Source organism: Xanthomonas sp. LMG 12461 (genome assembly GCF_009192935.1).
In the GTDB taxonomy this organism is placed as follows: domain Bacteria; phylum Pseudomonadota; class Gammaproteobacteria; order Xanthomonadales; family Xanthomonadaceae; genus Xanthomonas_A; species Xanthomonas_A sontii.
Genome location: NZ_NQYT01000007.1, coordinates 1 through 24,892 on the forward strand (window position 1 = coordinate 1; position 24,892 = coordinate 24,892).

19 protein-coding genes are annotated in these 24,892 nt (G+C 69.5%); 5 read left to right on the forward strand and 14 right to left on the reverse strand.

The features are described 5' to 3' along the window. Window positions 1-241: 241 nt before the first annotated feature. Together pdxY and CEK68_RS01915 are read left to right on the forward strand one after the other, a co-directional pair. Window positions 242-1,162: a pyridoxal kinase gene (pdxY, locus tag CEK68_RS01910; RefSeq protein ID WP_152238369.1), complete on the forward strand. Its 921-nt coding sequence runs from the start codon at window positions 242-244 to the stop codon at window positions 1,160-1,162. Then, a complete protein-coding gene (locus tag CEK68_RS01915) occupies window positions 1,159-2,271 on the forward strand; it encodes a prephenate dehydrogenase (protein ID WP_152238370.1) in 1,113 nt (370 codons plus the stop codon). The genes pdxY and CEK68_RS01915 overlap by 4 nt, the downstream gene beginning before the upstream one ends. Window positions 2,272-2,620: 349 nt before the next feature. Here the strand turns inward: CEK68_RS01915 and CEK68_RS01920 are convergent, their stop codons facing one another. The 5 genes from CEK68_RS01920 to CEK68_RS01940 form a co-directional block, all read right to left on the reverse strand. Then, window positions 2,621-2,833 carry a hypothetical protein gene (locus CEK68_RS01920; RefSeq protein WP_010344257.1) on the reverse strand — a complete coding sequence of 71 codons (213 nt, stop codon included), beginning with the start codon at window positions 2,831-2,833 and terminating at the stop codon, window positions 2,621-2,623. A 118-nt stretch (window positions 2,834-2,951) separates the two neighbouring features. After that, the gene (locus CEK68_RS01925) at window positions 2,952-4,718 is read right to left on the reverse strand and encodes an ABC transporter transmembrane domain-containing protein (RefSeq protein WP_152238371.1); all 1,767 of its coding nucleotides are present in this window, start codon (window positions 4,716-4,718) and stop codon (window positions 2,952-2,954) included. Continuing rightward, window positions 4,715-5,308 carry a YigZ family protein gene (locus CEK68_RS01930; RefSeq protein WP_152238372.1) on the reverse strand — a complete coding sequence of 198 codons (594 nt, stop codon included), beginning with the start codon at window positions 5,306-5,308 and terminating at the stop codon, window positions 4,715-4,717. Before CEK68_RS01930 ends, CEK68_RS01925 begins: the two co-directional genes overlap by 4 nt. A 61-nt stretch (window positions 5,309-5,369) precedes the next feature. Next, window positions 5,370-6,524 (reverse strand): hypothetical protein, encoded by a 1,155-nt coding sequence (locus CEK68_RS01935; RefSeq protein WP_152238373.1) that lies wholly within the window; start codon window positions 6,522-6,524, stop codon window positions 5,370-5,372. Next, window positions 6,521-7,075: an RNA polymerase sigma factor gene (locus tag CEK68_RS01940; protein WP_152238374.1), complete on the reverse strand. Its 555-nt coding sequence runs from the start codon at window positions 7,073-7,075 to the stop codon at window positions 6,521-6,523. The genes CEK68_RS01935 and CEK68_RS01940 overlap by 4 nt, the downstream gene beginning before the upstream one ends. Before the next feature lie 219 nt (window positions 7,076-7,294). Here CEK68_RS01940 and CEK68_RS01945 point away from each other — a divergent pair, with 219 nt between their 5' ends. Next, window positions 7,295-10,180: an EAL domain-containing protein gene (locus CEK68_RS01945; protein WP_152238386.1), complete on the forward strand. Its 2,886-nt coding sequence runs from the start codon at window positions 7,295-7,297 to the stop codon at window positions 10,178-10,180. Between the two features lie 716 nt (window positions 10,181-10,896). On the opposite strand, the gene CEK68_RS01950 is transcribed toward CEK68_RS01945, so the two are convergent. The 9 genes from CEK68_RS01950 to CEK68_RS01990 form a co-directional block, all read right to left on the reverse strand. Then, complete coding sequence (locus CEK68_RS01950; protein ID WP_017913415.1) at window positions 10,897-11,490, reverse strand: TIGR00730 family Rossman fold protein; 594 nt, start codon at window positions 11,488-11,490, stop codon at window positions 10,897-10,899. Between the two features lie 145 nt (window positions 11,491-11,635). Beyond that, entirely contained in the window at window positions 11,636-13,087 is a 1,452-nt protein-coding gene (gene lpdA, locus CEK68_RS01955) for a dihydrolipoyl dehydrogenase (RefSeq protein WP_148829753.1), read from the reverse strand. A gap of 149 nt (window positions 13,088-13,236) precedes the next feature. Beyond that, window positions 13,237-14,451, reverse strand: a complete 1,215-nt coding sequence (sucB, locus tag CEK68_RS01960; protein ID WP_152238375.1) for a dihydrolipoyllysine-residue succinyltransferase — start codon at window positions 14,449-14,451, stop codon at window positions 13,237-13,239. Window positions 14,452-14,498: 47 nt separating this feature from the next. Then, complete coding sequence (locus tag CEK68_RS01965) at window positions 14,499-17,324, reverse strand: 2-oxoglutarate dehydrogenase E1 component (protein ID WP_148829755.1); 2,826 nt, start codon at window positions 17,322-17,324, stop codon at window positions 14,499-14,501. A 185-nt stretch (window positions 17,325-17,509) separates the two neighbouring features. Next, a complete protein-coding gene (locus CEK68_RS01970) occupies window positions 17,510-18,406 on the reverse strand; it encodes a GNAT family N-acetyltransferase (RefSeq protein ID WP_152238376.1) in 897 nt (298 codons plus the stop codon). Window positions 18,407-18,413: 7 nt separating this feature from the next. Continuing rightward, window positions 18,414-19,655 (reverse strand): cupin domain-containing protein, encoded by a 1,242-nt coding sequence (locus CEK68_RS01975; RefSeq protein ID WP_152238377.1) that lies wholly within the window; start codon window positions 19,653-19,655, stop codon window positions 18,414-18,416. A gap of 285 nt (window positions 19,656-19,940) precedes the next feature. Then, the gene (locus CEK68_RS01980) at window positions 19,941-20,543 is read right to left on the reverse strand and encodes a DUF3060 domain-containing protein (RefSeq protein WP_052250739.1); all 603 of its coding nucleotides are present in this window, start codon (window positions 20,541-20,543) and stop codon (window positions 19,941-19,943) included. A gap of 182 nt (window positions 20,544-20,725) precedes the next feature. Next, the gene (purB, locus tag CEK68_RS01985) at window positions 20,726-22,093 is read right to left on the reverse strand and encodes an adenylosuccinate lyase (protein ID WP_043092179.1); all 1,368 of its coding nucleotides are present in this window, start codon (window positions 22,091-22,093) and stop codon (window positions 20,726-20,728) included. Between the two features lie 37 nt (window positions 22,094-22,130). Then, a complete protein-coding gene (locus CEK68_RS01990; RefSeq protein WP_017911492.1) occupies window positions 22,131-23,450 on the reverse strand; it encodes a hemolysin family protein in 1,320 nt (439 codons plus the stop codon). Between the two features lie 164 nt (window positions 23,451-23,614). Between CEK68_RS01990 and CEK68_RS01995 the strand changes: the two genes are divergently transcribed. Both CEK68_RS01995 and CEK68_RS02000 read left to right on the forward strand, forming a co-directional pair. Then, window positions 23,615-23,851, forward strand: a complete 237-nt coding sequence (locus tag CEK68_RS01995; protein WP_152238378.1) for a hypothetical protein — start codon at window positions 23,615-23,617, stop codon at window positions 23,849-23,851. Next, window positions 23,848-24,852, forward strand: a complete 1,005-nt coding sequence (locus tag CEK68_RS02000; RefSeq protein WP_152238379.1) for a YiiG family protein — start codon at window positions 23,848-23,850, stop codon at window positions 24,850-24,852. Before CEK68_RS01995 ends, CEK68_RS02000 begins: the two co-directional genes overlap by 4 nt. Window positions 24,853-24,892 lie beyond the last annotated feature (40 nt).

Sequence of the window (24,892 nt, forward strand, 5' to 3'; positions counted from 1 at the left end):
GGGGTGAGACGGTATCTACAAGTGGAATGCTTCGCCGCTGAGCGGAGTGAGAAATAGAAATTCTTGATTCCGGATGTTGTTTGGACTTCTCCCGCATCCTGGCCCCTGTTGCAGGAGCGGCTTCAGCCGCGACGCGTTCTCGTCGGAGCGTCGCAGCTGAGGCCGTTGTTGCTGAAAGCCCCCGCAACACGGCGCATGCACGCGCCTCTTGGCGCTCTTGCGCCGGCGCTACACTACGGCGATGAACGCTTCCGCCGACAGCTCCGCTGCAAGTCATCTCATTCATGGTCGCCGCCAGCGCCCCGACGGGCCGGTGCCGGTCGACGTCATTTCCGTACAGTCGCAACTGGTCTACGGCCACGCCGGCAATAGCGCGGCGGTGCCGCCGTTGCGTGTGCTGGGCCTGCGCGTGGCCGAGATCCCGACCACGCTGCTGAGCAATGCGCCGTTCTATGCGACCTTGCGCGGCAAGGTGCTGCCGTCGGACTGGTTCGCCGATCTGCTGCTCGGCGCCAGCGAACGCGGCCTGCCGCAACGCGCGCGCATGCTGGTGTCCGGCTACTTCGGCAGCGTCGGCAATGGTGCCGCCTTCGCCGACTGGCTCGACGCCACGCTGCCGCAGTGCCCGACGCTGCGCTACTGCCTGGACCCGGTGATCGGCGATACGCATACCGGTCCCTACGTGGAACCTGGCCTGGAAGCGATCTTCGCCGAGCGCCTGTTGCCGCACGCGTGGCTGGTGACACCGAATGCGTTCGAACTCGGCCGCCTGACCGGCATGCCGGCACTGGCGCAGGACGACGCGATCGCCGCAGCACGCGTGTTGCTGGGGCGCGGTCCGGAATGGGTGCTTGCTCACAGCGTCGGTGGCGATGCCGGGCAATTGGTCACGCTGGCGGTGAGCCGCGAAGCGGTCTACCGCTGGTGCTCGCCATTGCTGCCAGTGGATGTCGCCGGCACCGGCGATGTGTTGATGGCGCTGCTGGTGGCGTTCCTGTTGCGCGGCGACAGCTTCGAGTCGGCGATCGGCCGCGCCATCGCTGGTGTGCACGCGGCGCTGGAGGCGACCCTGGCCGCGGATGTGGAAGAACTGGACGTGCTGGCGGCGGCGCCGGCTGCGCTGGCCACGCCGCTGCGCTTCGTCGCCGAGCGCCTGGCGTGAGCCTGCACCCGGTCGTCGGCATCGTCGGCAGTGCCGGCGCCTATGGCCGCTGGCTGAGCCGCTTCTTCCGCGAGCGCATGCAATTGCAGGTGATCGGCCACGATCCGGCCGACCCGCAGTCGCTGGCGCCGGAGGCGCTGCTGCAACAGGCGCAGGTGCTGATCTTCTCCGCGCCGATCCGGCACACGCCGGCGTTGATCGGCGAGTACGTGCAGCGCGCCGGCGGCCGCGAGCGCGACCAGCTCTGGCTGGACGTCACCTCGGTCAAGGCTGCGCCGGTGGCGGCGATGCTGGCCTCGCAGGCGGAAGTGGCCGGGCTGCATCCGATGACCGCGCCGCCGAAGTCGCCCACGCTCAAGGGCCGCGTGCTGGTGGTCTGCGAGGCGCGGGTGGCGCAGTGGCAGCCCTGGCTGCAGCAGCTGTACACGGCGCTGGAAGGCGAGTGCGTGCGCACCACGCCCGAGCACCACGACCGGGTGATGGCGCTGGTGCAGGCGATGGTCCACGCCACGCATCTGGCCCAGGCCGGCGTGCTGCGCGAGCATGCGCCGGCGCTGGGGCCGTTGCAGGCGCTGCTGCCGTACCGCTCGGCCTCGTTCGAACTGGATACCGCGATCATCGCGCGCATCCTGGCCCTGAATCCGGCCATCTACGAAGACATCCAGTTCGGCAATCCGCATGTGGGCGATGTGCTGGACGGGCTGATCGCGCAGCTGTCGCGGCTGCGCGACCAGGTCGGTCGCGGCGACGATGCCGCACGCGCGCAGTTTCGTGCCGAGTTTCTCGATGCCAACCGGCAGGCGCTGGGCGAGGCGGCGATCGCGCAGGGCAACTACAGCTACGAACGGGTGGGGTACTTGCTCGCCGATCTGACCGAGCAGGCCACGCTCAGCGTGTACTTGCCGGAAGACCGCGCCGGCTCGTTGCGTGCGCTGCTGCACGTGTTCGAGCGCCATGGGGTGAATCTCGCTTCGATCCACTCCTCGCGCACGCAGGCGGGCGAGCTGCATTTCCGGCTCGGCTTCGATCCGGCCAGCGATGCCGGCGCCGTGCGCAGGGCTGCGGCGGAGATCGATGCCAGTGGGATTGGGCGGGTGCTGGCGGGGTGAATTGCATCGAACGCCGTCGCGGCTGAAGCCGCTCCTGCAGGAACTTGCGGCGAGTGGGCTGGGGCACTGTGGGGGACTTCAGTCCCGACGCGGTGCGCGATCGGAACGCGCACCGCTTCGCTCGTCGCGGCTTCAGCTGCGCTCCAGAACACATGGACGCACGACGCCCACCTCCAGATTCATCCACAGCGCATGTGGATGGCCACTGCGCAAACATGTGGATAACTGTCGGCGCGCCTTGCGGGGCAAGCCTGTCAAGCCGTGTGGCGAAAAATTCACCAGCTTGCCGCCAGCACCCCGAACGCCAGTGGCGATGACAGGGCATGGCGGGCACAGCGTGGTGGCGACGCTAGACCGCGGTCAGGGTCAACTCGCCGCCGGTGGTGACGAACTGCTGGCCGCGGCGGATCAGCTTGCGGCCATCGGCCAGCTCGTAGCGCAGTCCGCTGTCGGCGTGCGGGTCGTGCTGCGCCTGTTGCTGGCGCGGCGCATCGTCCTGGAACTCGGTGATCAGATAGGCCTCGCCGTCGGGACCGAGGGCGGGCAATTGGCGAAAGGACATCGGAAGCCTCCTGTCGAACGCTGCATCGAATGCGGGACGCCGGAGCGTGCGGTCGCGGGCGCGCGGACCGCAGCAGACGCGGCTCGACCGTAGTCCCGCCGCCGTTAGCGCGGCGTGCTCAGTCGATGAACTGCAGGCGAGCGAGTTCGGCGTACAGCCCGTCCTGCGCCAGCAGCTCGGCGTGGGTGCCCTGGGCGACGATGCGGCCATGGTCCATCACCACGATGCGGTCGGCCTTCAGCACGGTGGCCAGGCGGTGCGCGATCACCAGGGTGGTGCGTCCGGCCATCAGCCGCTCCAGCGCGTGCTGCACGGCGTGTTCGCTCTGCGCGTCCAGGGCGCTGGTGGCCTCGTCCAGCAACAGGATTGGCGCGTCCTTGAGCAGGGCGCGGGCGATGGCGATGCGCTGCTGCTGGCCGCCGGACAGGCGCGCACCGCGTTCGCCCAGTTCGCTGGCATAGCCGTCGGGCAATTGCCGCAGGAACGCGTCGGCTTCGGCCGCGCGCGCGGCGGCCTCGACCTCGGCTTCGCTGGCTTCGAGCCGGCCGTAGCGGATGTTGTCGGCGGCGCTGGCGGCGAACAGGGTCGGGTGCTGCGGCACCAGTCCGATCGCCGCGCGCAGTTGCAAGGGGTCCAGCGTGCGCAGATCCAGGCCGTCCACCTGCACGCTGCCCGATTGCGGATCGTGGAAGCGCATCAGCAGCGCCAGCACCGTGCTCTTGCCGGCGCCGGAGGGGCCGACCAGGGCCACGCTCTCGCCGGGCCGCACGTGCAGATCGAAGCCGTCCAGCGCCGGGTGATCGGGGCGCTGCGGGTAGCGGAAGCTGACGTTGTCGAAGCGCACCTCGCCGCGCAGCGGCTGCGGCAGCGCACGTGGTTGGGTCGGGGCGACGATCTCGGGACGTTCCTGGAACAATTCGGCGATGCGGCCCATGCCGCCGGCCGCGCGCTGCAGGTCGTTCCAGACTTCGGCCAGCGAGGCCACCGAACCGCCGCCGAACATCGCATACAGCAAAAACTGGCCGAGCGCGCCCGCACTGAGTTCGTGGGCGGCGACCTCGTGCGCGCCCAACCACAGCACCAGCACGATGGCGCCGAAGATCAACACGATGGCCGCGGCGGTGATCAGCGCCTGTGCGCGGACCCGGCGCCGCGCCACCGCCACGGTCTGCGCCAGCGCTTCGCCGAAGCGGCCGCGTTCGTAGCCTTCGCGCGCGTAGGCCTGCACCGTGCGCACCGCGCCCAGGGTCTCGGCAGCGAGGGTGTTGGCGTCGGCGACGCGATCCTGGCTGGCGCGCGAGATCTTCTGCAGGCGCCGCGCGCCGAGCACGATCGGCAGCACCGCCAGCGGGATGCCGAGCAGGGTGTAGGCGGCCAGGTGCGGGCTGGTCACGCACAGCATCACCACGCTGCCGACCGCGGTGACCGTGCTGCGCAGCGCCACCGACATGGTGCTGCCGATGACCCCGCGCAGCAGTTCGCTGTCGGCCGACAGGCGCGAGACCAGTTCGCCGCTGCGGTTGCGGTCGTGGAACCCGGCATGCAGGCCGATCAGGTGCGTGTACAGGCGTTCGCGCAGGTCGGCGACCACCTTTTCGCCGAGCAGCGACACGAAGTAGAAGCGCGTGGCGGTGGCCACCGCCAGCACCACCGAGACCGCGAACAACAGGGCGAACGACTGGTTGATGAGGCCGACGTCCTCGAAGCCATGATCGATCATCTGCCGGACCGCGACCGGAAGGCTCAGCGTGGCGCTGGACGAGATCGCCAGCGCCACCAGCCAGGCGATCAGCAGGCCGCGCCGGCGACGCACGAACGGCCACAGGGTGCGCAGGCTGCCGAGTCTGCGCAGCGACTTGGCCTGGTCGGCCGACGGGGTGTTCATGCGGGGGCGGGTTCCGAACAGCGGACCCGATTGCGAGTGGCGTCGCGCAGGCGGGTTTTCAAGGCGTCGACGCGATCGCGGGGCAGGCGCAGGCGCAGTTCGGCGCCGCCGGCATCGAAGCGTTCATCGAGTTTTTCCGCGGCGCAGGCGCTCAGCGCGGCGTGCACCGCGCCCAGGTCGTCGAAGCCGCAGTGCAGGGTCAGCAGGCTTAACGCGAGCAGCGGTTGCCGTGGCGCCAGGCGCAGGCATTCGGCCGCACTGCCGCCATAGGCGCGGACCAGGCCGCCGGCGCCGAGCTTGATGCCGCCGTACCAGCGCGTGACCACCACCACCACGCGGTCGAAGCCCTGGCCGTCGATCGCCGCCAGGATCGGCCGGCCGGCGGTGCCGGCGGGCTCGCCGTCGTCGCTGGAGCGGTATTCGTCGCCATGGCGGTAGGCCCAGCAATTGTGGGTGGCGTCGGCCACCATCACCTGCTGCACGAACGCCATCGCTGCGCCGGCGTCGGCGATCGGCGCGGCGTGGGCAATGAAGCGGCTGTGCTTGATCTCCACGCTGTGGCTGACGGGGTGCGGGAGCGTATCGGGCATCGGCGGCATTGTAGACGAGGTGCGCTGCCGGCCTGCGGCGCAGGCGCCGGCAGCGCGCGGCTCAGTCCTGCAGCAGCGGGCGCAGGTCTGCAGGCACCGTGCGGTGCGGGTGGGTGCGCTGGAAGCGCAGCAGGCTGGCGCGGGCGACGTCCAGTTCGCCGCCGTCGCGGCGCTCGCGGATCCGTTGCAGCCAGCGCCGCGGGGGCAATTGTGCGTCGGCCTCCACGGCCACTTCCACTGCGGCCGCCAAGACGCCAGCGGAGGACCGTGGCTGCGCCGATGCGGCGGTGGGCGCGGCAGACGACGTCGAAGGTTGCAGCGACAGCGCTTCCGACGACCCGGTCGCTGCCGCCTGCGCGCGCGCGGCGGCCGCCAGCTTGGCCTGGCGGGCGTCGTCGGTGGGCGCGCTGCGTGCCCAAGTGTCCTGCGTCGTTGCCGCGCGCGCCGGTGCGCGCAAGGCCATGGCGGCGGGGGCGGCTTGCTGTTCGGCGGCCGGTGCGGCAGCCTGCTCGCTGTTATCCGCTGCGATCGCCGGTGGCGGTGGTGCCGGGGCCGGCGGTGCAACTGGCGCCACCATCGCCGATGACGCGGGAGGGGCCAGGCTCTTCGCGGGCACCGGCTTGCGCGCCTGCGCCTCCGGCAGTGGCGCGGCAGGTGCTTCCGCTTCCCTGCGCGCCGAGGCCACAGGGGCGGGCGCTGTGGCCTTGGGGGCCGCCGGCGCGGTGGCATCCGGCGCCGGTTCCGCGGAGGGCGGTGCCGGCGATGCGGCTGGCGCAGAAGCGGCGTCGGTGGCGGGCGTCGCTGCCGGAGCAGGCGCTGCCGACGGCATCGGCGCCGAGGGCACCGGCGGGCGTGCGCGCCAGGCGATGCCGGCCACCAGCACCAGCGAGGCCGCCAGGCCCAGCCAGGTCGGCCAGCGTGGCCGCGACGCCGGCGGGGCGGCACGCGATGCGGGCGCCGGGCCTGGCCCGGCCGGGTCGGCGGTCGCGATGGAGGCGGGTGCGGACGCTGGCATCGCCGCGGTGGCTTGCGCCCGCGCGCGCTCCGCGGCGCTGCTGGGATACTCCGGGACCTCGGCGGCTCCCGGTGCGACCGCCGCGCGCGCGGCAGCCAGGATCGCCGCATCCAGCGCCGGCGGCGGCAATGCCTGCCGGCCCAGGCGCAGGCGTTCGGCGAGCGCGCGCTCTTCCGGGGTCAGCGGTTCGTCGGCGCTCATCCGCCCAACCTCGCACGCAGTTTGTCCATCGCATAGCGCAGCCGCGACTTGACCGTCTCGCGGCCGACGCCGGTGATGTGCCCGATCTCGTCCAGGCTCAATTCCTGCTCCAGGCGCAGCAGCAGCACGTCGCGTTGCTCCTCGGGAAGCGCATCCAGCGCCAGTTGCAACTGGCGCCGTTGTTCGAAGGCGGACAACTGCCGCTCCGGGGTGTCGGGGTCCTGCACGCGCGCGGTGCGCAGGTCGGCGTCGGCCGGCGCCGGCGGGCGGTGCTTGGCCGCGCGCCAATGGTCGCCAAGCCGATTGTGGGCGATGCGCAGCAGCCAGGTGGTGAACGCAGCCTGCGGCTGCCAGTCCAGGCGTGAGGCGATCACCCGCTGCCACACGTCCTGGAACAGTTCTTCGGCCAGCGCCCGGTCGCGCAGCTGCCGCAGCAGGTATTGGTACAGGCGGCCGCGATGGCGCAGGTACAGAGTCTCGAACGCGCGTGCGTCGCCGGCGGCATAGGCCAGCATCAGGGCTTCGTCGCTCGCGTCGACCGGGGCGTCCACGGCGGCAAGCCTAAGCGTTCGCCGGTCCGCCGCATAGTCGGGAGGCGGGGGCCCGGGAGAGGGCGTCGATGGCGGACATTCGGACAACATGGGTAGACAAACGCGTATCGCGGCACTTCGGGGTCGATCGGGCGTCGATCGGTGCATGCAACGGGTATGCTGGGGGTGAAAGGGCGAGCGTGGAGCAGTTCCGGGGGCCCTGCAGGAGAATCGTTGTCGATGCTGTTCAATTCGTCCGCCACCGCCCGCGAAGACGCTTCCGGCGGCCATGCGCCCGCCCGCACGGCGCAGGCCTTGTGCAGGCTGCTGCCGCCCGGCAGCGCCGTGGTGGTCGGCTGCGGCGACGGCGTGGTCGGGCGCCTACACGGCGCCAGCGCGGAGGCGCCGGAGTGGCTGCAGGCGCTGGTCGCGCAGACGCTGGCCGCCACCGAGTTGCCACCGTCGACGACACCGACGGTGCTGCACGTGCATCGCACCGCCGAGGGGGCCTGCGTGGTCGTCGGTGCGCAGGTGCGACAGCCGCTGGACGAAGCGTACCGCGCCGCCTGGTGCGAGGCCGCGGTCGCCTTCGGCCTCAACCTGCTCGACACCGAGCGCATGCGCGCGCGCATCGAGGGCCTGGAGAAATCCAAGCAGCTGCAGCAGGCGCTGTACGAGATTGCCGATCTGGCCGGCGCCGATCTGGAAATGAGCCAGATGCTGCAGCGCGTGCATGCGGTCCTGGAATCGCTGATGTACGCGGAGAACTGCTACATCGTCGAATACGACGAAGATCAGCAGAGCATGCGCTTTCTGTACTTCTCCGACCGCCACGACGACTTCGTCGCCGATCCGGAGCAGACCTACTTCCTGCGCGACATGCCGCACAGCCTCACCGTGGGACTGCTGCGCCACGGCCGCGCGGTGCGCGGGCCCTCGGAGCAGGTGCGCGAACGCCTGCAGGTGGGCTACAACGCCGAACACGGCCCGGAGAGCCGCGACTGGCTGGGCGTGCCGATGCTGCGCGAGGGCCGGGTGTGCGGCGCCATCGTGGTGCAGAACTACGACTACGCGCTGCGCTACACCGACGCCGACCGCGCGCTGCTGGCCTACGTGGCGCAGCACGTGCAGACCGCGATGGACCGGCGCCATGCGCAGGTGCAACTGGAGCGGCGGGTGCACCTGCGGACCCAGGAACTGCAGCGCGCCAACCGCGACCTGCAGGACGAGATCCAGGAGCGCAAGCGCGCCGAGACGCTGCAACTGGCGCTGTTCCGCATCGCCGAGCTGGCGATCCGCTCGGAGAGCCTGCAGCAGTTCTACACCGAGGTGCACGCCATCGTCGGCGGGCTGATCGACGCGCGCAACCTGTACATCGCGCTGCTGTCCGACGACGACACGATGCTGGAGTTCGTGTACTCGGTGGACGAGTTCACCCCCTACCGGCCGCAACGGCGCCGCGGTCGCGGACTGACCGAGTACGTGATGCGGGTGCGGCGTCCGCAACTGCTCGAACTTCCCGATATCGACGCCTTGCTGGCGCAGGGCGAGGTACAGGAGTACGGCCAGCGCCCCTACAGCTGGCTGGGCGTGCCGCTGTTCGACGAAGGCGAGGTGATCGGCGCGATCGTGGTGCAGAGCTACATCGCCAAGGTGCGGTTCACCGAGCATGACCAGCGCCTGCTGACCTTCGTCGCGCACAACGTCGGCAGCGGTCTGGCGCGGCAGCGCGCGCAGGAACGGCTGCGGCTGGCGCACGCGGAGCTGGAGCAGCGCGTGGACGAGCGCACCCGCGAGCTGGCCGAGGTCAACGAGCAACTGCTGGCGCAGATCGCCGAACGCTGGCGTGCCGAGCAGCGCCTGACCCACCAGGCGCTGCACGATGCGCTGACCGGATTGCCGAACCGATCGCATCTGCTGGACCGGCTCAGCGAGGCGATCTCCCGTGCCCGCGGCGGCGGCAGGACCTTCGCCGTGCTGTTCCTGGATCTGGACCGGTTCAAGCTGGTCAACGACAGCATCGGCCACGCCGCCGGCGACGAGATGCTGGTGCAGGTCGCCAAGCGCATCGTCTCCACGATCCGCGGCCAGGACGTGGTGGCGCGCCTGGGCGGCGACGAGTTCGCGGTGCTGACGCCGTGCGAGCACGGCCTGGACGGCGCGCGCGAGCTGGCGCGGCGCCTGCTGCACGTGCTTGGCCAGCCGATGTGGGTGGCCGGCCGCGAATTGTTCCCGTCCGGCAGCCTGGGCATCGCCGCCTGGCATCCGCGCTACCACAACGGCGAGGAGATGTTGCGCGACGCCGACGCGGCGATGTACCGGGCCAAGGCGCAGACGCAGGACCGCTGCGTGGTGTTCGACGAGGCCATGCGCGAGGCGGCGCTGCGCAGCCTCGACCTGGAGGCGGACCTGCGTCGGGCGATCAACAACCGCGACTTCGAGCCGTTCTACCAGCCGATCGTGCGCCTGCGCGACGGCGAGGTGATCGGCCACGAAGCCCTGCTGCGCTGGCGCCACGAAAGCCGCGGGCTGCTGGTGCCGAGCCAGTTCATCGACCTGGGCGAGGAGAGCGGCCTGATCGAGCAGGTGGACTGGCTGCTGTACGCGCAGGTGATCCGGCGCCTGGCGCAGAGCGAGGGCGGCTACGTCTCGGTCAACGTCTCGCCGCGGCACTTCCGCTCGCCGGATTTCACCGAACGGCTGTTCGGGCTGATCGACACCGCCGGCGCCGATCCGCGCCGCCTGCGCGTGGAGATCACCGAGGTGGCGCTGCTCGACGACGCACCGCGCACCCTGACCATCCTGCAGGCGCTGCGCGAGCGCGGCGTGCTGGCGCAACTGGACGACTTCGGTACCGGCTTCTCGGCGCTGTCCTACCTGCACCGCTTCCCGATCTCGGTGCTGAAGATCGACCAGAGCTTCGTCGCCGGCCTGCAGGACGAGGGCAGCACCGGCAGCCACGCGCTGGTACGCGGCATCCTTGCCCTGGCCAGCACCCTGGGGATCGAGACCGTGGGCGAGGGCATCGAGACCGAGCAGCAACTGGCGACATTGCGCGAGCTGGGTTGCGACTACGGGCAGGGCTATCTGCTCGGGCGCCCGGCCGCCGCGCCGCAGCTGCTTTGAGGCGATCGAGTGCGGAGCGCGGCGCCGTGCGCCCGTTGCTCGCAGCGCGACGCGTTGCGGCGCGTTTGTTCGATCCGCGCCTCCGATGCTGGAGCGACTGAAGATGCCGCCATGGCAGGTTGCCGCGTAGGAGCGGCTTCAGCCGCGATGGGTTTTATCGAGCACGCCCGTCGCGGCTGAAGCCGCTCCTGCAGGACACGTCCTGTCGGTATGGGCGGCGGTCTAAACGGTTCGCCACGCGCCAAGCGCTTGCCGTGGATCGGATGCGCCTGGCGCAACGCGTTGCGGCGCTTTTTGTCGATCCGCGCCGCAGGAACAATCGTGCGCCGGAATTCATGGCGCGTCGCCACGCGTCATGACGTTGCCGATTTCGGCGTCTCAGCGCAACGCGTTGCGGCGCTTTTCATCAATCCGCGCCATCCAAGCAGTGATGCGCCGGAATTTCTAACACGTCGCCACGCGCGAGGCGCTAACTGCCGATCGGATGCTCTCAACGCAGTGCGTTTCGACGCTTCTCGTCGATCCGCGCCGCAGTGGCGGTGAGGCGCCGGAGTCGGTAGCGCGTCGCCACGCGCATTGATCCCGCCGCCCCTCAGACGCTCCTAGCGCAGCGCGTTGCGTCGCTTTTCATCAATCCGCGCCATGGACGCAGTGAGGCGCCGGAATCTGTAACGCGTCGCCACGCGCCAGATGCTTACCGCCGATCAGAGATGCTCTCAGCGCAGCGCGTTACGGCGCTTCTCGTCAATCCACTTCGACGCCTGCGCCGGCGTGTACTCCCGCATCCAGCCCAGCATCGTGTCGATGTCGCTGCCATACCACAGGTCGGCGCGCTGGTCCGGGTGCAGAAAGCGCTCCTCGACCATGCGATCGATCATGCCGATCAGCGGCGCGTAGAACCCTTCCACGTCGAGGAAGGCGCAGGGCTTGTTGCCGATGCCGAGCTGGCGCCAGGTCAGCATCTCGAAGATTTCTTCCATGGTGCCGAAGCCGCCGGGCAGGGCGACGAAGGCATCGGACAGGTCGAACATGCGCGACTTGCGCTCGTGCATCGAGCCGACGATCTCCAGCTCGGTGAGGCCGCGGTGCGCGACTTCCCAGTCCGCCAGTTGCTTGGGAATCACGCCGGTGACCTCGCCGCCGGCGGCGAGCACCGCATTGGCCACGGTGCCCATCAGACCGACATTGCCGCCGCCATAGACCAGGCGCAGTCCCTGTTCGGCGATGCGCGTGCCCAGCGCGGTGGCACGTTCGACATAGGCGGGCTTGTTGCCGGCGTTGGAGCCGCAGTAGACGCAGATGCTTTTCATCGGGAATGGGGAGTCGGGAATGGGGAATAGGGAAAATCAAAAGCCGAAACGCATAACGCCGGACTCGGGCCCGGCGTTATGCAGTGGGAATGCAGTGCCGGGAATGCGCTTGCCATTCCCGACTCTCCATTCCCGTTTCCCGGCCTCAATTGGCCTTATGAATCGCCCGCTTGCTCACCGCCATGGCCGCGTCGTGGATCGCTTCGGACAGGGTGGGGTGGGCGTGGCAGATGCGCGCCAGGTCGTCGGCCGAGCCGTTGAACTCCATGGTCAGCACGCCTTCGTGGACCAGTTCGGAGACGCCGACGCCGACCAGGTGCATGCCCAGGACGCGGTCGGTCTCGGCGTGGGCGATGACCTTGACGAAGCCCGCGGGCTCGCCCATCGCCACCGCACGGCCGATCGCCGCGAACGGGAAGCTGCCGGCCTTGTACGGCACGCCTTCGGCCTTGAGCTGCTGCTCGGTCTTGCCGACCCAGGCGATTTCCGGCTCGGTGTAGATGACCCACGGAATGGTGTCGAAGTTGACGTGGCCGGGCAGGCCGGCGATCAGTTCGGCGACCGCGATGCCTTCCTCGAAACCCTTGTGCGCGAGCATCGGCCCGCGCACGCAGTCGCCGATCGCCCACACGCCGTCGACGCCGGTGTGGCAGTGCGCATCGACCTCGATCTGGCCGCGCTCGTTGACCTTGACGCCGGTACCGTCGGCCAGCAGGCCCTTGGTGGCGGCGCGGCGGCCGACGGCCACCAGCAGCTTGTCCACGTTGAGGGTCTTCTCGCCTTCGCTGTCGCTATAGGTGACGACCACTTCCTGCTTCTTGCCCTTGCCGGTGACTTCGGTCTTGGAGACCTTGGCGCCGAGCTTGATGTCCAGGCCCTGCTTCTTGAATTCCTTCAAGGCGGTCTTGGCCACTTCGGCATCGGCCAGGGCCAGGAAGTCCGGCAGCGCTTCGAGGATGGTGACCTCGGCGCCCAGGCGCTTCCACACGCTGCCCAGTTCCAGGCCGATCACGCCGGCGCCGATCACCGCCAGGCGCTTGGGCACTTCGGTGAAGTCCAGCGCGCCGACGTTGTCGACGATGGTCTCGCCGTCGAACTTGGCGAACGGCAGTTCGATCGAATCCGAGCCGGCGGCGAGGATCACGTTGGTGCCCTTCAGCTCGACTTCGCTGCCGTCGTGCTGCTTGACCTTGACCACGTTGCCCGGCTGCCCCGCGTTTGCTTGGAGCTCGCCGAAGCCGTAGTACGGGGTGATCTTGTTCGCCTTGAACAGCATGGCGATGCCGCCGGTGAACTGCTTGACGATCTTGTCCTTGCGCCCGACCATCGCCGCGACGTCGATCTTGGCATCCTTGAAGCTGATGCCGTGCTCGCCGAACAGGTGGCCCATGTTCCAGAACTGGCGCGAGGAATCCAGCAGCGCCTTGGACGGGATGCAGCCCACGCGCAGGCAGGTGCCGCCGAGCGCCGGCTTGCCGTCCTTGCCCAGCGCCGCGTCGATGCACGCGGTCTTCAGGCCCAACTGGGCGGCACGGATGGCCGCGTGATAGCCGGCGGGACCGGCACCGATGACGACGACGTCGTATTGTTCGCTCATTTCATTCGCTCACACGGGAATGGGGAATAGGGAATGGGGAATCGCAAAAGCGCAGGCGCCTGCCGCCTCCCATCCAGGTCCAGGCGGGAACAGGGCAGGGAAATGGGCGCTTGTCCCATTCCCCACTCTCCATTCCCGATTCCCGGCTCTTACAGACCGAACAGCATCCGGCCCGGGTTTTCCAGCTGGTTCTTGATGTCGACCAGGAACTGCACCGAGTCCTTGCCGTCGATGATGCGGTGGTCGTAGGACAGCGCCAGGTACATCATCGGCGCGATCACGACCTGGCCGTTCTCGGCGATCGGACGCTCCTTGATCGCGTGCATGCCCAGGATCGCGCTCTGCGGCGGGTTGATGATCGGGGTCGACAGCAGCGAGCCGAAGGTGCCGCCGTTGGTCACGGTGAAGGTGCCGCCCTGCAGTTCTTCCAGGCTCAGCTTGCCGTCGCGCGCCTTCTTGGCGTAGTCGGCGATGCCCTGTTCGATGTCGGCGAAGGACTGCCGCTCGACGTTGCGCAGCACCGGCGTGACCAGGCCCTTGTCGGTGGACACGGCGATGGAGATGTCGCTGTAGCCGTGATAGATGATGTCGTCGCCGTCGATCGAGGCATTGACCAGTGGGAAGCGCTGCAGCGCGTTGGCCGCGGCCTTGACGAAGAAGCTCATGAAGCCGAGCTTGATGCCGTGGGCCTTCTGGAACTCGTCCTGCAGCTCCTTGCGCGCGGCCGAGACCTTGGCCAGATTGACCTCGTTGAAGGTGGTCAGCATCGCGGTCGAGTTCTTCGACTGCATCAGACGCTCGGCGATGCGCTTGCGCACGCGGGTCATCGGCACGCGCTCTTCCGGACGCGCACCGCTGGCCTTGCCGGCGCCGCCGTTCTTGGCGTAGTTGAGGATGTCTTCCTTGGTCACCGCGCCGCGGCGGCCTGTGCCTTCGACCTGCGACGGATCCACGCCTTCGGTGATGGCGCTGAAGCGCGCGCCCGGCGGCAGGCTGGATACATCACCGGCGGCCTTCAGCGCGTCGGCCTTGGCGGCCTTCGGCGCTTCCGCGGCGGCGGCCTTGGGCGCTTCGGCCTTCGGGGCCTCGGCGACCTTGGCCTCGGCCGGCGCCGCAGCGGCGGTCGCGCCTTCCTCGATGATCGCCAGGATCTGCGAGCTGGTCACGGTGGCGCCGGTCTCGAACTTGATCTCCTTCAGCACGCCATCGACGGGCGAGGGCACTTCCAGCACGACCTTGTCGGTCTCCAGGTCCACCAGGTTCTCGTCGCGCTTGACCGCCTCACCGGCCTTCTTGTGCCAGCTGGCGATGGTGGCATCGGATACGGATTCGGGCAGTACCGGAACTTTGACTTCGGTGGCCATTGCAGGGGGCGTCCTAGTGGTGTCTTTTTTGAAGTGTGAAAGGGGGTTTATTCAGCGACTTGGTCGTTGAACGGATTCAACAGCGCGTCGGCGACCAGCTTCAGTTGCTCTTCCACGTGCTCGGCGAAGTGGCCGGCGGCGGGAGACGGCGAGCGGGCGCGGCCGGCGTAGTGCAAGCTCTGCCCGTCGGCCAGGCAGGCCTGCAGGTGGTGCTTGATCTGGTACCAGGCGCCCTGGTTCTGCGGCTCTTCCTGGCACCAGACCAGGTCGGTGGCATTGCCGTAGCGCTTCAGTTCGGCCGACAGCAGCTCGCGCGGGAACGGATACAGCTGCTCCACGCGCAGGATGGCGACGTCGTCCTGGCCGCGCTTGGTCTGGTCCTCGAGCAGGTCGTAGTAGACCTTGCCCGAGCACGCGACCACGCGCTTGACCTTCTTCGGGTCTGCCTTGGCGTCCGGGATCAGGTGCTGGAACTCGCCGTCGGCCAGTTCCTCCAGCGTCGACACCGCCAGCTTGTGGCGCAGCAGCGACTTGGGCGTCATCACCACCAGCGGCTTGCGCGTGGACATGCGCATCTGCCGGCGGATCATGTGGAAGGCCTGCGCCGGGGTGGTGGGCACGCAGACCAGCATGTTCTCCAGCGCGCACAGCTGCAGGAAGCGCTCCAGGCGTGCGGAGCTGTGCTCCGGGCCCTGGCCTTCGTAGCCATGCGGCAGGAACAGCGACAGACCGGAGATGCGGCCCCACTTCGCTTCGCCAGCGGCGATGAACTGGTCGATCACCACCTGCGCGCCGTTGGCGAAGTCGCCGAACTGCGCTTCCCAGATGCACAGCGCATTCGGATCGGTGGTGGAGTAGCCGTACTCGAAGCCCATCACCGCCTCCTCGCTGAGCAGCGAGTCGATCACGGTGGCGTCTTCTGGGTTCTCCACCAGCTGCCGCAGCGGCAGGTAGTAGCTGTCGGTCTTCTGGTCGTGCAGGATCGCGTGGCGGTGGAAGAACGTGCCGCGGCCCGCGTCCTGGCCGACCAGGCGCAGCTTGTGGCCTTCGCCCAGCAGGGTGGCGTAGGCCAGGTTCTCGGCGAAGCCCCAGTCGCCCGGCAGTTCGCCGGCGGCCATCTTCACCCGGTCCTCGTAGATCTTGGCCACGCGCGGGTGCAGCTCGACGCCGCCCGGGATGGTGGTGATGATCTTGGCCAGTTGGTCCAGGGTCTTGCGCTTGACCGTGGTGTCGACCTTGTCCGACAGCTTGCCCGACAGGTACTTGGACCAGTCGATGGCGAATTCGTCGGGCTTGCGGGTCGCCAGCTCGGTGGTGTATTCGCCCGAGTCGAGCTTGTTGCGGTAGCCGTCGACCAGCGCCTGCGCCTCGCCGGCCTGCAGCACGCCTTCGCTTTCCAGCTGGGCGGCGTACAGCTCGCGGGTGGTCTTGTGCTTGCGGATGGTCTGGTACATCACCGGCTGGGTGGCCGCCGGCTCGTCGGCCTCGTTGTGGCCCCAGCGGCGGTAGCAGACCAGGTCGATGACCACGTCCTTGTTGAACTGCTGGCGGAAGTCGTAGGCCAGGTTGGCCACGAACGCCACCGCGTCCGGATCGTCGCCATTCACATGGAACACCGGCGCGCCGATCATCTTGGCCACGTCGGTGCAGTACAGCGTGGAACGGGCGTCGTCGCGGGCGCTGGTGGTGAAGCCGATCTGGTTGTTGACCACGATGTGCACGGTGCCGCCGACCGCGAAGCCGCGCGCCTGCGACATCTGGAACAGCTCCATGACCACGCCCTGGCCGGCGAACGCGGCGTCGCCGTGGATGATCACCGGCAGCACCGACTTGCGCGCGGCGTCGCCGTAGCGCTCCTGGCGCGACCGCACGCTGCCGACCACCACGGGGTCGACGATTTCCAGATGCGAGGGGTTGAACGCCAGCGCCAGGTGCACCGACTTGCCGTCGGCCACCGCCACGTCGGCGGAGAAGCCCATGTGGTACTTCACGTCGCCGGTGTGGGCGCGGTCGTCGTGGGCGTGCTCGAACTTGCCTTCGAACTCGTCGAACAGCTTGCGCGGGTTCTTGCCCAGGGTATTGACCAGCACGTTGAGGCGGCCGCGGTGGGCCATGCCGACCACGATGTCCTTGACCGTGTCGCTGCCGGCGCGCTGCACCAGCACGTCCATCATCGGGATCAGCGAGTCGCCGCCTTCCAGCGAGAAGCGCTTCTGGCCGACGTACTTGGTGTGCAGGTAGCGCTCCAGGCCCTCGGCGGCGGTGATCCGCTCCAGGGTGCGGCGGCGGCTGGCGGTGTCGCCGGCGATGTTGCCGCCCGCGTTCTCCAGGCGCTGGTAGATCCACTGGCGCTGTTCGAACTCGGAGATGTGCATGAACTCGCTGCCGATCGACCCGGTGTAGGTCGCCTTCAGCCGCGCCAGCAGGTCGCGCAGTTTCATCCGCGGCTGGCCGCCGAGGCCGCCGGTGCTGAACTCGCTGCCCAGATCGCTTTCCGACAGGCTGTGGAACGGCAGGCCCAGGTCCGGCGGGTTCACCGGCGGGGTCAGGCCCAGCGGATCCAGCCGCGCGCCGAGGTGGCCGCGCGAACGGTAGGCGGTGATCAGGCGGCCGACATGGCGCTCGCGCTCGTCGCCGCTCGGGCCGGTGCCGCTGTTGGCGGCCTGGCGCGCGGCGCTGGCGATGTGGGCGATGACCGCCGAGTGGGGAACGTCACCGGCATCGCGGCCCTGGAAGCCGTCGAAATAGGTTTTCCACTTGGGATCGATGCTGTCGGGAGAGACCAGATACTGTTCGTACAGGTCTTCGATATAGGCGGCATTGCCGCCGGCGAGTTGCGATGACTGCGCAAACTGCTTGAGTAGATTGTCCACGATGGTGGGGTGCGGTCGCTTTGTTTGGGGTGGCTTGCGGCAGGAACCGGCGGACGCGAGGGCCGCGCGGGCGTAATCAAGCGCAAAAATTATACCCCCATGAACCAGCCGGGGTGTGCATTCGGCGTGGTCAAGGCCGATCCCGGTTCATCCGTGGCAGTTGCGGCGGCGTGGTCGCGGCTGCCTCACCAGCCCAGGGCGCGCAGTTCGCTGCAGGGCCGGGCGCGCTCCCAGACCCGGTCGAAGGTGGCGCGCAACTGGCGTGCGCGGCCGCCACCGAGCAGGTCGGTCTCGCCGTCGTAACGGTGACCGAGTCCACGGAAGTAGTAGCCGCCGCCCTCGTTGACCAGGTAGGCGGTGGCGTCGCTGCGGTCCACCGGATCGCTGACTTCGCGGAACTCGAACACGCTGGGCAGGCGCTGTGCCAGCGCCAGCAAGGGGGCGCCGACGCGCTGCGGCGCGGCCGCGTCGTGCAGCAGCACGCGCACCTGCTTGGCATGTCCGGCGACCGCGAAGCGGCGCAGTTGCTCCAGCACGCGGGGATCGTCGAGCAGGCCGGGATCCAGTGCGCGGCTGTGGATCAGCACCTGGCGGCGGGCCTGCGCCAGTACCGCGATGCTGGCGGCGAGGGCCATCGCCGCGTCCTCCACCGCCACCGCGCCGTCGAAGCGGCGGCGCAGCGGCACGGCCTCCGCGGAGGCGGCCACGCCGCCCGGCGGCGGCAGGAAGCCGTGGCGGGCGCAGAACGCCAGTGCCGCGGCCGGCGCCTGCAGTTCCAACTGCGGCCAGTGCCGGCGCTGCGCTTCCTCGATCAGGCCGCGCAGCAGCGCGCTGCCGACGCCACGTCCCCGCCAGTCCGGCAGCACCGCCAGCGCGGCGATCCGCCGGTCCGCGCCGAGCCGGGCCGCGCCCACTGCCTGGCCGTCGTCGCTGCGCGCGACCAGATGGTCGCCCAGCGCGTCCAGCGCGGCCGCGGCGTCGGCCAGGTCCACGGCGGTGCCGGCCGCGGCACGCAGCGCGCGCAGTTCGGCGCCGTCGCGGACGGGATCCAGCGCAGCGATGCGGAAACCGGGGCCGGGCATGGTCGGATCAGGCCGCGTCGGCGTCCTCGTCGGTGCCGTCCTCGGCCTCCAGCGGCTGGTAGAAGCCGCCTTCGATCAGCTCCAGCAGGGTCTGCCTGCCGGCCGCCGACAGCGCGGCGTAGTCGGTGCCGTCGATGTGCTCGGCCGCGGCCAGGCGCTTGGCGTCCTTGACCGGCAGCGCGAACTCCTGGCCGCTGCAGAACAGCATGGCGCCGCGGCTGGCACGCCGCCACGCCGGCCGCGCCCACGGGTGCCGCTGCAGGACCAGGCCTTGTTCCAGCGCGGCGGCGATCTCTTCCGCCGGCGGCAGGCCGGCCGGCGGCAGGATGTCGCCGGCGGCACGGTAGGTGGTGATGAAGCGGCCGAACCAGGCGCCCAGCTTGTCCGGGTCGTTCATGCGCAGGGCGTTCAGCGCCTCGACCACGCGGCCCATCGCCGCCGCGTCGATCTCGTAGGGGTCGGCCGGCGCCTGCAGGTCTTCGTCGTGGTAGCGCAATGCCTCGTCGGCGCCGTCGATCAGGGTGTCCAGGTAATCGGCGATCAGCTCGGCCGAGGACGGTGCGCGCATGCCCACCGAGAAGGTCAGGCAGGCGTCCTCGGCGACGCCGTGGTGCGGCACCAGCGGCGGCAGGTACAGCATGTCGCCCGGCCCCAGCACCCAGTCGTGGGTCGGGTCGAACTGGCGCAGCAGCTTCAGCTCCACGTCGTCGCGGAAGTCGGTCGGCGGCGCCGGGCGGCCCAGTGCGACGCTGGCGTCGATCTGCCAGCGGCGATGGCCGTGGGCCTGCAGCAGGAACACGTCGTAGTGGTCCACGTGCGCGCCGACCGAGCCGCCGCGCGCGGCGAAGCTGACCATCACGTCGTCCACCCGCCAGCGTGGCAGGAAGCGGAACTGCTCGAGCAGGGCGCGGATGTCCGGGTCCCACTTGTCCACGTCCTGCACCAGCAGGGTCCAGTCGTGGTCGGGCATGCCGGGGAACTCGTGCTCCTGGAACGGGCCGCTGCGCACCCGCCAGCGGTCGTTGGCGCGGTCGTGCTCGATCAGCCGCGACAGCGCCCCCTCTTCGCAGGCCAGGCCGGCCAGGTCGCCGGGCTCGATCGGCGAGACGAAGCCGGGGAAGGCGTTGCGGATCAGCAGCGGGCGCTTGTGCCAGTAATCGCGCAGGAAGGTCGCGGCGGGCATGCCCAGCGGTTGCCCGGGGCGGGCGTGGAGTTCGAAGGCGAGAGCGGCGGTCTTGCGGGCAGCCATGTGCGGTGGGTCCTTGCGACGCGGAAGGTAAAGGGCAGGCGCAGCGGCGCCGGCAGACCCCGCCATTGTCCGCCGGTTTGGCGCGTGGGGCCATCGCGCTGGTCTTCGTGTGCGCCGCCGTGCGCGGATGGGCGGCCGTGCGGAGGCCCTGGCGGTGTGTCGCGACCGCGCATCGTGAGTGACCCCGTGCGCGCAGGCCATGGGCGGCGCCAGACGCATCCGGACTGGGCGATGACGGCGACGCCCCGGGTAGGTCAGGGCAGTGGGGGCGCAGCGCCGTTCGCGCTACTGGACGAGGATGCGGTTGTCGCGGCCGCCGTCGTCGACCTGGGCGCTGCCGCTGCGCTGGACGATGGCATTGCCGTTGCCCTGCAGGGCAATGGTGTCGATCTCGCTGGCCTGCAACTGGTTCTGGTCGCCGGACACGTCCAGTGTCGCGATGCGCGCCATCTGCAGCCGGCCATGGCGGCCGAACAAGGCGACCTGCCCAGCGTCGCCGCGCATCGCGATCTGCGCGTTGTCGCCGAGCACGCGCAGGGTGTCGGCCCGCTCGATCTGCAGGTTGCCGTTGCGGCCGAACAGACTGACGGTGGCGCAGTGCCCGTGCAGCACCAGGGTGGCGTCGCGGCCGACGATGTTCAGGTCGCGACCGTCGCAATCGATGTCGCCGCTGGCCGAGGCGGCCATGCGGATCGGCGCCTCGGCGTCGCGCTCGTCGCCATCGGCGATGTCGCCGGCCGACGGCGCCGCCGCGATTGGCGGCGCGGCCGGCATGACCACGGTGCGTGGGGCGGCGGTGTGCGCGCCATCGCCGGCCGGCGGGCGTGGCGCCTGCGCGCAGCCGGCCAGGACCAGCAGCGGCAACACAAACAACGGGGTGGGTCTCATCGCGGGACTCTGCTGTGAGCCACCAGCATGCCCCGGGCCGATTAACCCAGGATGGACGGGGCTAGGGCGTGCCATCAATCCCCGAGCATGCCGCGCCGCGGCCCTTCGGGTTGGGCCTGACTGGCCGCTGGCAGCGCGCCTGCCAGACCCAACGCGGCATACTCGGGAATGAGTGACGTGCCCTAGATGCCGCGCGCCAGCCGCTCGGCGAGGCCGACGTAGCCGCCCGGGGTCAGGTCGCGCAGGCGCTGCTTGGCGTCCTCGGGCAGGTCCAGGGTCTCGACGAAGGCGCGCATCGAGTCGGCGGTGATGCCCTGGCCGCGGGTCAGCGCCTTGAGCTGCTCGTAGGGATTGGGCAGGCCGTGGCGGCGCATCACCGTCTGCACGGCTTCGGCCAGCACTTCCCAGGCGGCATCCAGGTCGGCGTCCAGGCGCTCCGGGTTCACGGTCAGCTTGCCCAGGCCCTTGGCCAGCGAGTCCAGCGCCACCTGGGTATGGCCGAAGGCGGTGCCGAGCGCGCGCAGCACGGTGGAGTCGGTGAGGTCGCGCTGCCAGCGGCTGATCGGCAGCTTGGCCGAGAAGTGCTCGAACAGGGCGTTGGCGATGCCGAAGTTGCCTTCGGCGTTCTCGAAGTCGATCGGGTTGACCTTGTGCGGCATGGTCGAGGAGCCGACTTCGCCCTCCTTGAGCTTCTGCTTGAAGTAGCCCAGCGAGATGTAGCCCCAGATGTCGCGCGCCAGGTCGATCAGCACGGTGTTGGCGCGGCGGGTGGCGTCGCCCAGTTCGGCGACGTTGTCGTGCGGCTCGATCTGGGTGGTGTAGGGGTTGAACACCAGGCCCAGGCTTTCCACGAAACGCTGCGCGAAGCCCGGCCAGTCGACGTCGGGGTAGCTGGCGACATGGGCGTTGTAGTTGCCGACCGCGCCGTTGATCTTGCCGGTCAGCTCGACCGCGGCGATCTGCCGGCGCTGGCGCTCGAGGCGGGCGACCACGTTGGCGATCTCCTTGCCCAGGGTGGTCGGCGAGGCGGTCTGGCCGTGGGTGCGCGACAGCATCGGCTGCGCGGCCTGCGCATGGGCCAGCGCGCGCAGCGTGGCGATCACCGCGTCCAGGGTCGGCAGCAGCACCTCGCGCCGGGCCTGCTCCAGCATCAGCCCGTAGCTGAGGTTGTTGATGTCCTCGCTGGTGCAGGCGAAATGCACGAACTCCAGGGCCGGGCCGAGTTCGGCGTCGTCCTTGAGCTGCTCCTTGATGAAGTACTCCACCGCCTTGACGTCGTGGTTGGTGGTGCGCTCGATCTGCTTGACCCGCGCCGCGTGCTCCACGCCGAAACTCTCGGCCAGCGCGCGCAGGCGCTGCGCCGCCGCCGGCGAGAACGCGGCCAGCTCGCCGATGCCCGGCTCGGCGCCCAGCGCCAGCAGCCATTCGATCTCCACCTTCACCCGCGCCTTGATCAGGCCGTATTCGGAGAAGATCGGCCGCAGGGCGTCGACCTTGCCGGCATAGCGGCCATCGAGCGGGGACAGGGCGAGCAGGGCGGAATCGGACATGGTGGGGGCGTGGGGTGGTGTCGGCGGGGGCGCCATTCTACGTCGGCGCGGCCTCGGCCGGCGCCAGGCGTACCGTCACCGCCTGGATGCGGTGCCCGGCCATGCGCTTGACCGTGAACAGGTGACCGTCGATCTCCAACTGCTCGCCTTCCTCGGGCAGCCGCTGCAACTGGTGCACGATCAGCCCGCCGACCGAGTTGAGGTGCTCCGGCGCGCGCAGGTCGCGGCCGAGCAGGCGTTCGAGGCGGAAGATCGAGGTCGAGCCGGCCACCAGCACGCTGCCGTCGGCGCCGCGGGTCGGCGCGTCCTTGACCACGTGCGGGTGCTCGTCCTCGATGTCGCCGACCACCACTTCCAGAAGGTCTTCCAGGGTGAAGTAGCCGAGGATGCGGCCGTGCTCGTCCACGCACAGCGCCATGTGCGTGGTACCGGTGCGGAAGCGCTCCAGCACCAGCGGCACCGGCGTTTCCAGTGCGATCAGGTTCGCCGGGCGCAGCAGCGGACGCAGGTCGTCGCTGCGGCGGCCGCGGGCGATCTCCACCAGCAGGTCCTTCATGTGCAGGATGCCCAGCACCTGCTCGCCGTCGCGGTCGAACCACGGATAGCGGCTGTAGCGGCTGTCGGCGAACTCGGCCATCACCGCGTCCAGCGCCATGCCTTCGCGGAACCCGCGCAGATGGTCGCGCGCGCGCATCAGATCGCCGGCCACCAGTTCCGGCAGCTCCAAGGCATGGCTCATCAGGGTCAGTTCGTGATCCGGCGCACCGCCTGCGGGTTGCTGGCGGCCGACGATCAGCTTCAGTTCCTCGCGCGAATAGCGATGCGAGGTGTGCTCCACATCGCCCCAGCCCGCGGCCTTCAGCAGCGCGTTGGCGCTGGTGTTGAGCAGCCAGATCGCCGGATACATCGCCCAGTAGAACAGGTACAGCGGTGCGGCGGTCCACAGCGACATGCGCTCCGGGCGGCGGATCGCCATCGACTTCGGGGCCAGTTCGCCCAGCACGATGTGCAGGAACGAGATGACGCTGAAGGCGATGACGAAGGCGCTCAGGCGCGCCGCCTCTTCGCTCAGCCCCAGCAGGTCGAACAGCGGCTGCAGCAGGTGCGCGAAGGCCGGCTCGCCGACCCAGCCCAGGCCCAGCGAGGACAGGGTGATGCCGAGCTGGCAGGCCGACAGGTAGGCGTCGAGGTGGCCGTGCACGTTGAGCAGCAGGCGGCCGCGCCAACCGTGGTGCTCGGCCAGGCCCACAGCCTGCGTGTGGCGCAACTTGACCAAGGCGAACTCGGCGGCGACGAAGAAGCCGTTGAGCAGCACCAGCAGCATCGCCAACGCCAGCAGCAGGAGGTTGCCGATCATGTGCGTTCCCCGGCGCGCGCCGCTGGCGCGTCATGGCGCCGGGCGGGAGGGGTGGAAACGGCGGGGTGCGTGGTCCGGCGCGGCGTGCGCCGGCATCTACAGTCTGAATCGTCGCCCATGGCGGCGTGAGAGTTCCATCGTGATACGTCGCCGCAGTCTAGCCGATGCACTGCGTCGCCGCCGCAGGCGCGCGCCATCTCGCGCAGTCCGTCACAGGCAAAGCGTCGCCAACGAATACCGTGGAAGGACGCGCAACCGCTGTTGCGAATCCCCACTCCCCACTCCCCGGCTTTTCAGCAGCCGAATGGCTGATCATCCCCGCACTCAACCATCACGCCGCGACGATCTTTTCGTTTGCTAGACTTTCTGTAACCGTTTTCAATCTCGATATTCCCCCATGAAATCTTCCTTGCGTCTGGCGGCGCTGGCCGCCGCTGTGTCCGTTTTTCTCACCGCCTGCGGTGGCAAGCCTGCGGCGACACCGGCCGGTTCCGATGCCAGTGCCGGTGCCAACCATGCATCCGCCGATGCCGGCGCCAGCGACGCGGACCAGGCGCTGACCGGCAAACTCAACGCCTACATCGAATGCTTCAACAAGGTCGATGGGCGCATCCACGAAGGCGCGCAGCAGTACGTGCGCTGGATGGCCGACCCCAAGGCCGGCCCCACCGGCAAGGAAACCAGCGTGTACGGGCCCGCCCCGATCGACGAGTACGCGATGAAGCTGTGCGATGCGCCGATGACCGAGGCGATCGCAGCCAAGCCGTCGCTGCCTGCGCTGGATGCCGCGGCGAAGCGCTATCTGGCCGCCTTGAAGACGCTGCAGCCGCTGGCCAACCAGGCGCGCGACTACTACGACCGCGAGGACTACCAGGACGACCAGTTCGCCAAGGGCAAGCAACTGCATGCGCCGCTGATGGCCGCGCTGTCCGAATTCCACGAGGCCAGCGAGGCCTTCAGCCACGAACTGGAGGCGCAGAACGACGCCGCGCAGCGCGAGCAACTGAAGGCGATGGAAAAGGCCGAGGGCCGCACCCGCGACTTCTATCGGTTGTCGATGATGCTCGAGGCCAAGGACATCGTCGGCCTGATGCAGGACGACGACTTCGACACCGCCAAGGCCACGGCATTGGTGGCCGGCTTCAACAGCCTGTCCGACGAGGCGCACGCCAAGGTCGCCAACCAGGAGCCGGGCAAGTCCGACTGGAGCGATTTCGAGACCGCGGCGGAGAACTTCCGCAAGGAATCCAAGGCGCGCATCAAGCGGGTGGCGGAGAAGATTCCGTACAGCGAGTTCGAGCAGCGCTCGCTGGACAATCCGATCGTCGCGCCGGAGGGTTCGCCGGCACGCTTGCTCAAGAGCTACAACGACCTGGTGTTCCAGAGCAATCGCCAGCGCTGAGCGTGCGGGCCGGCTGCGCATGCCGCTGGCCCCGTCGTGC

What these genes read in the sequence shown, in the direction of transcription:
- pdxY (WP_152238369.1), top strand. Translation starts at nt 242, where the DNA reads ATGAACGCTTCCGCCGACAGCTCCGCTGCAAGTCATCTCATTCATGGT.
- CEK68_RS01920 (WP_010344257.1), bottom strand. Translation starts at nt 2,833, where the DNA reads ATGTCCTTTCGCCAATTGCCCGCCCTCGGTCCCGACGGCGAGGCCTAT.
- CEK68_RS01925 (WP_152238371.1), bottom strand. Translation starts at nt 4,718, where the DNA reads ATGAACACCCCGTCGGCCGACCAGGCCAAGTCGCTGCGCAGACTCGGC.
- CEK68_RS01930 (WP_152238372.1), bottom strand. Translation starts at nt 5,308, where the DNA reads ATGCCCGATACGCTCCCGCACCCCGTCAGCCACAGCGTGGAGATCAAG.
- CEK68_RS01935 (WP_152238373.1), bottom strand. Translation starts at nt 6,524, where the DNA reads ATGAGCGCCGACGAACCGCTGACCCCGGAAGAGCGCGCGCTCGCCGAA.
- CEK68_RS01945 (WP_152238386.1), top strand. Translation starts at nt 7,295, where the DNA reads ATGCTGTTCAATTCGTCCGCCACCGCCCGCGAAGACGCTTCCGGCGGC.
- CEK68_RS01950 (WP_017913415.1), bottom strand. Translation starts at nt 11,490, where the DNA reads ATGAAAAGCATCTGCGTCTACTGCGGCTCCAACGCCGGCAACAAGCCC.
- lpdA (WP_148829753.1), bottom strand. Translation starts at nt 13,087, where the DNA reads ATGAGCGAACAATACGACGTCGTCGTCATCGGTGCCGGTCCCGCCGGC.
- sucB (WP_152238375.1), bottom strand. Translation starts at nt 14,451, where the DNA reads ATGGCCACCGAAGTCAAAGTTCCGGTACTGCCCGAATCCGTATCCGAT.
- CEK68_RS01970 (WP_152238376.1), bottom strand. Translation starts at nt 18,406, where the DNA reads ATGCCCGGCCCCGGTTTCCGCATCGCTGCGCTGGATCCCGTCCGCGAC.
- CEK68_RS01975 (WP_152238377.1), bottom strand. Translation starts at nt 19,655, where the DNA reads ATGGCTGCCCGCAAGACCGCCGCTCTCGCCTTCGAACTCCACGCCCGC.
- CEK68_RS01980 (WP_052250739.1), bottom strand. Translation starts at nt 20,543, where the DNA reads ATGAGACCCACCCCGTTGTTTGTGTTGCCGCTGCTGGTCCTGGCCGGC.
- purB (WP_043092179.1), bottom strand. Translation starts at nt 22,093, where the DNA reads ATGTCCGATTCCGCCCTGCTCGCCCTGTCCCCGCTCGATGGCCGCTAT.
- CEK68_RS01990 (WP_017911492.1), bottom strand. Translation starts at nt 23,450, where the DNA reads ATGATCGGCAACCTCCTGCTGCTGGCGTTGGCGATGCTGCTGGTGCTG.
- CEK68_RS01995 (WP_152238378.1), top strand. Translation starts at nt 23,615, where the DNA reads ATGCACTGCGTCGCCGCCGCAGGCGCGCGCCATCTCGCGCAGTCCGTC.
- CEK68_RS02000 (WP_152238379.1), top strand. Translation starts at nt 23,848, where the DNA reads ATGAAATCTTCCTTGCGTCTGGCGGCGCTGGCCGCCGCTGTGTCCGTT.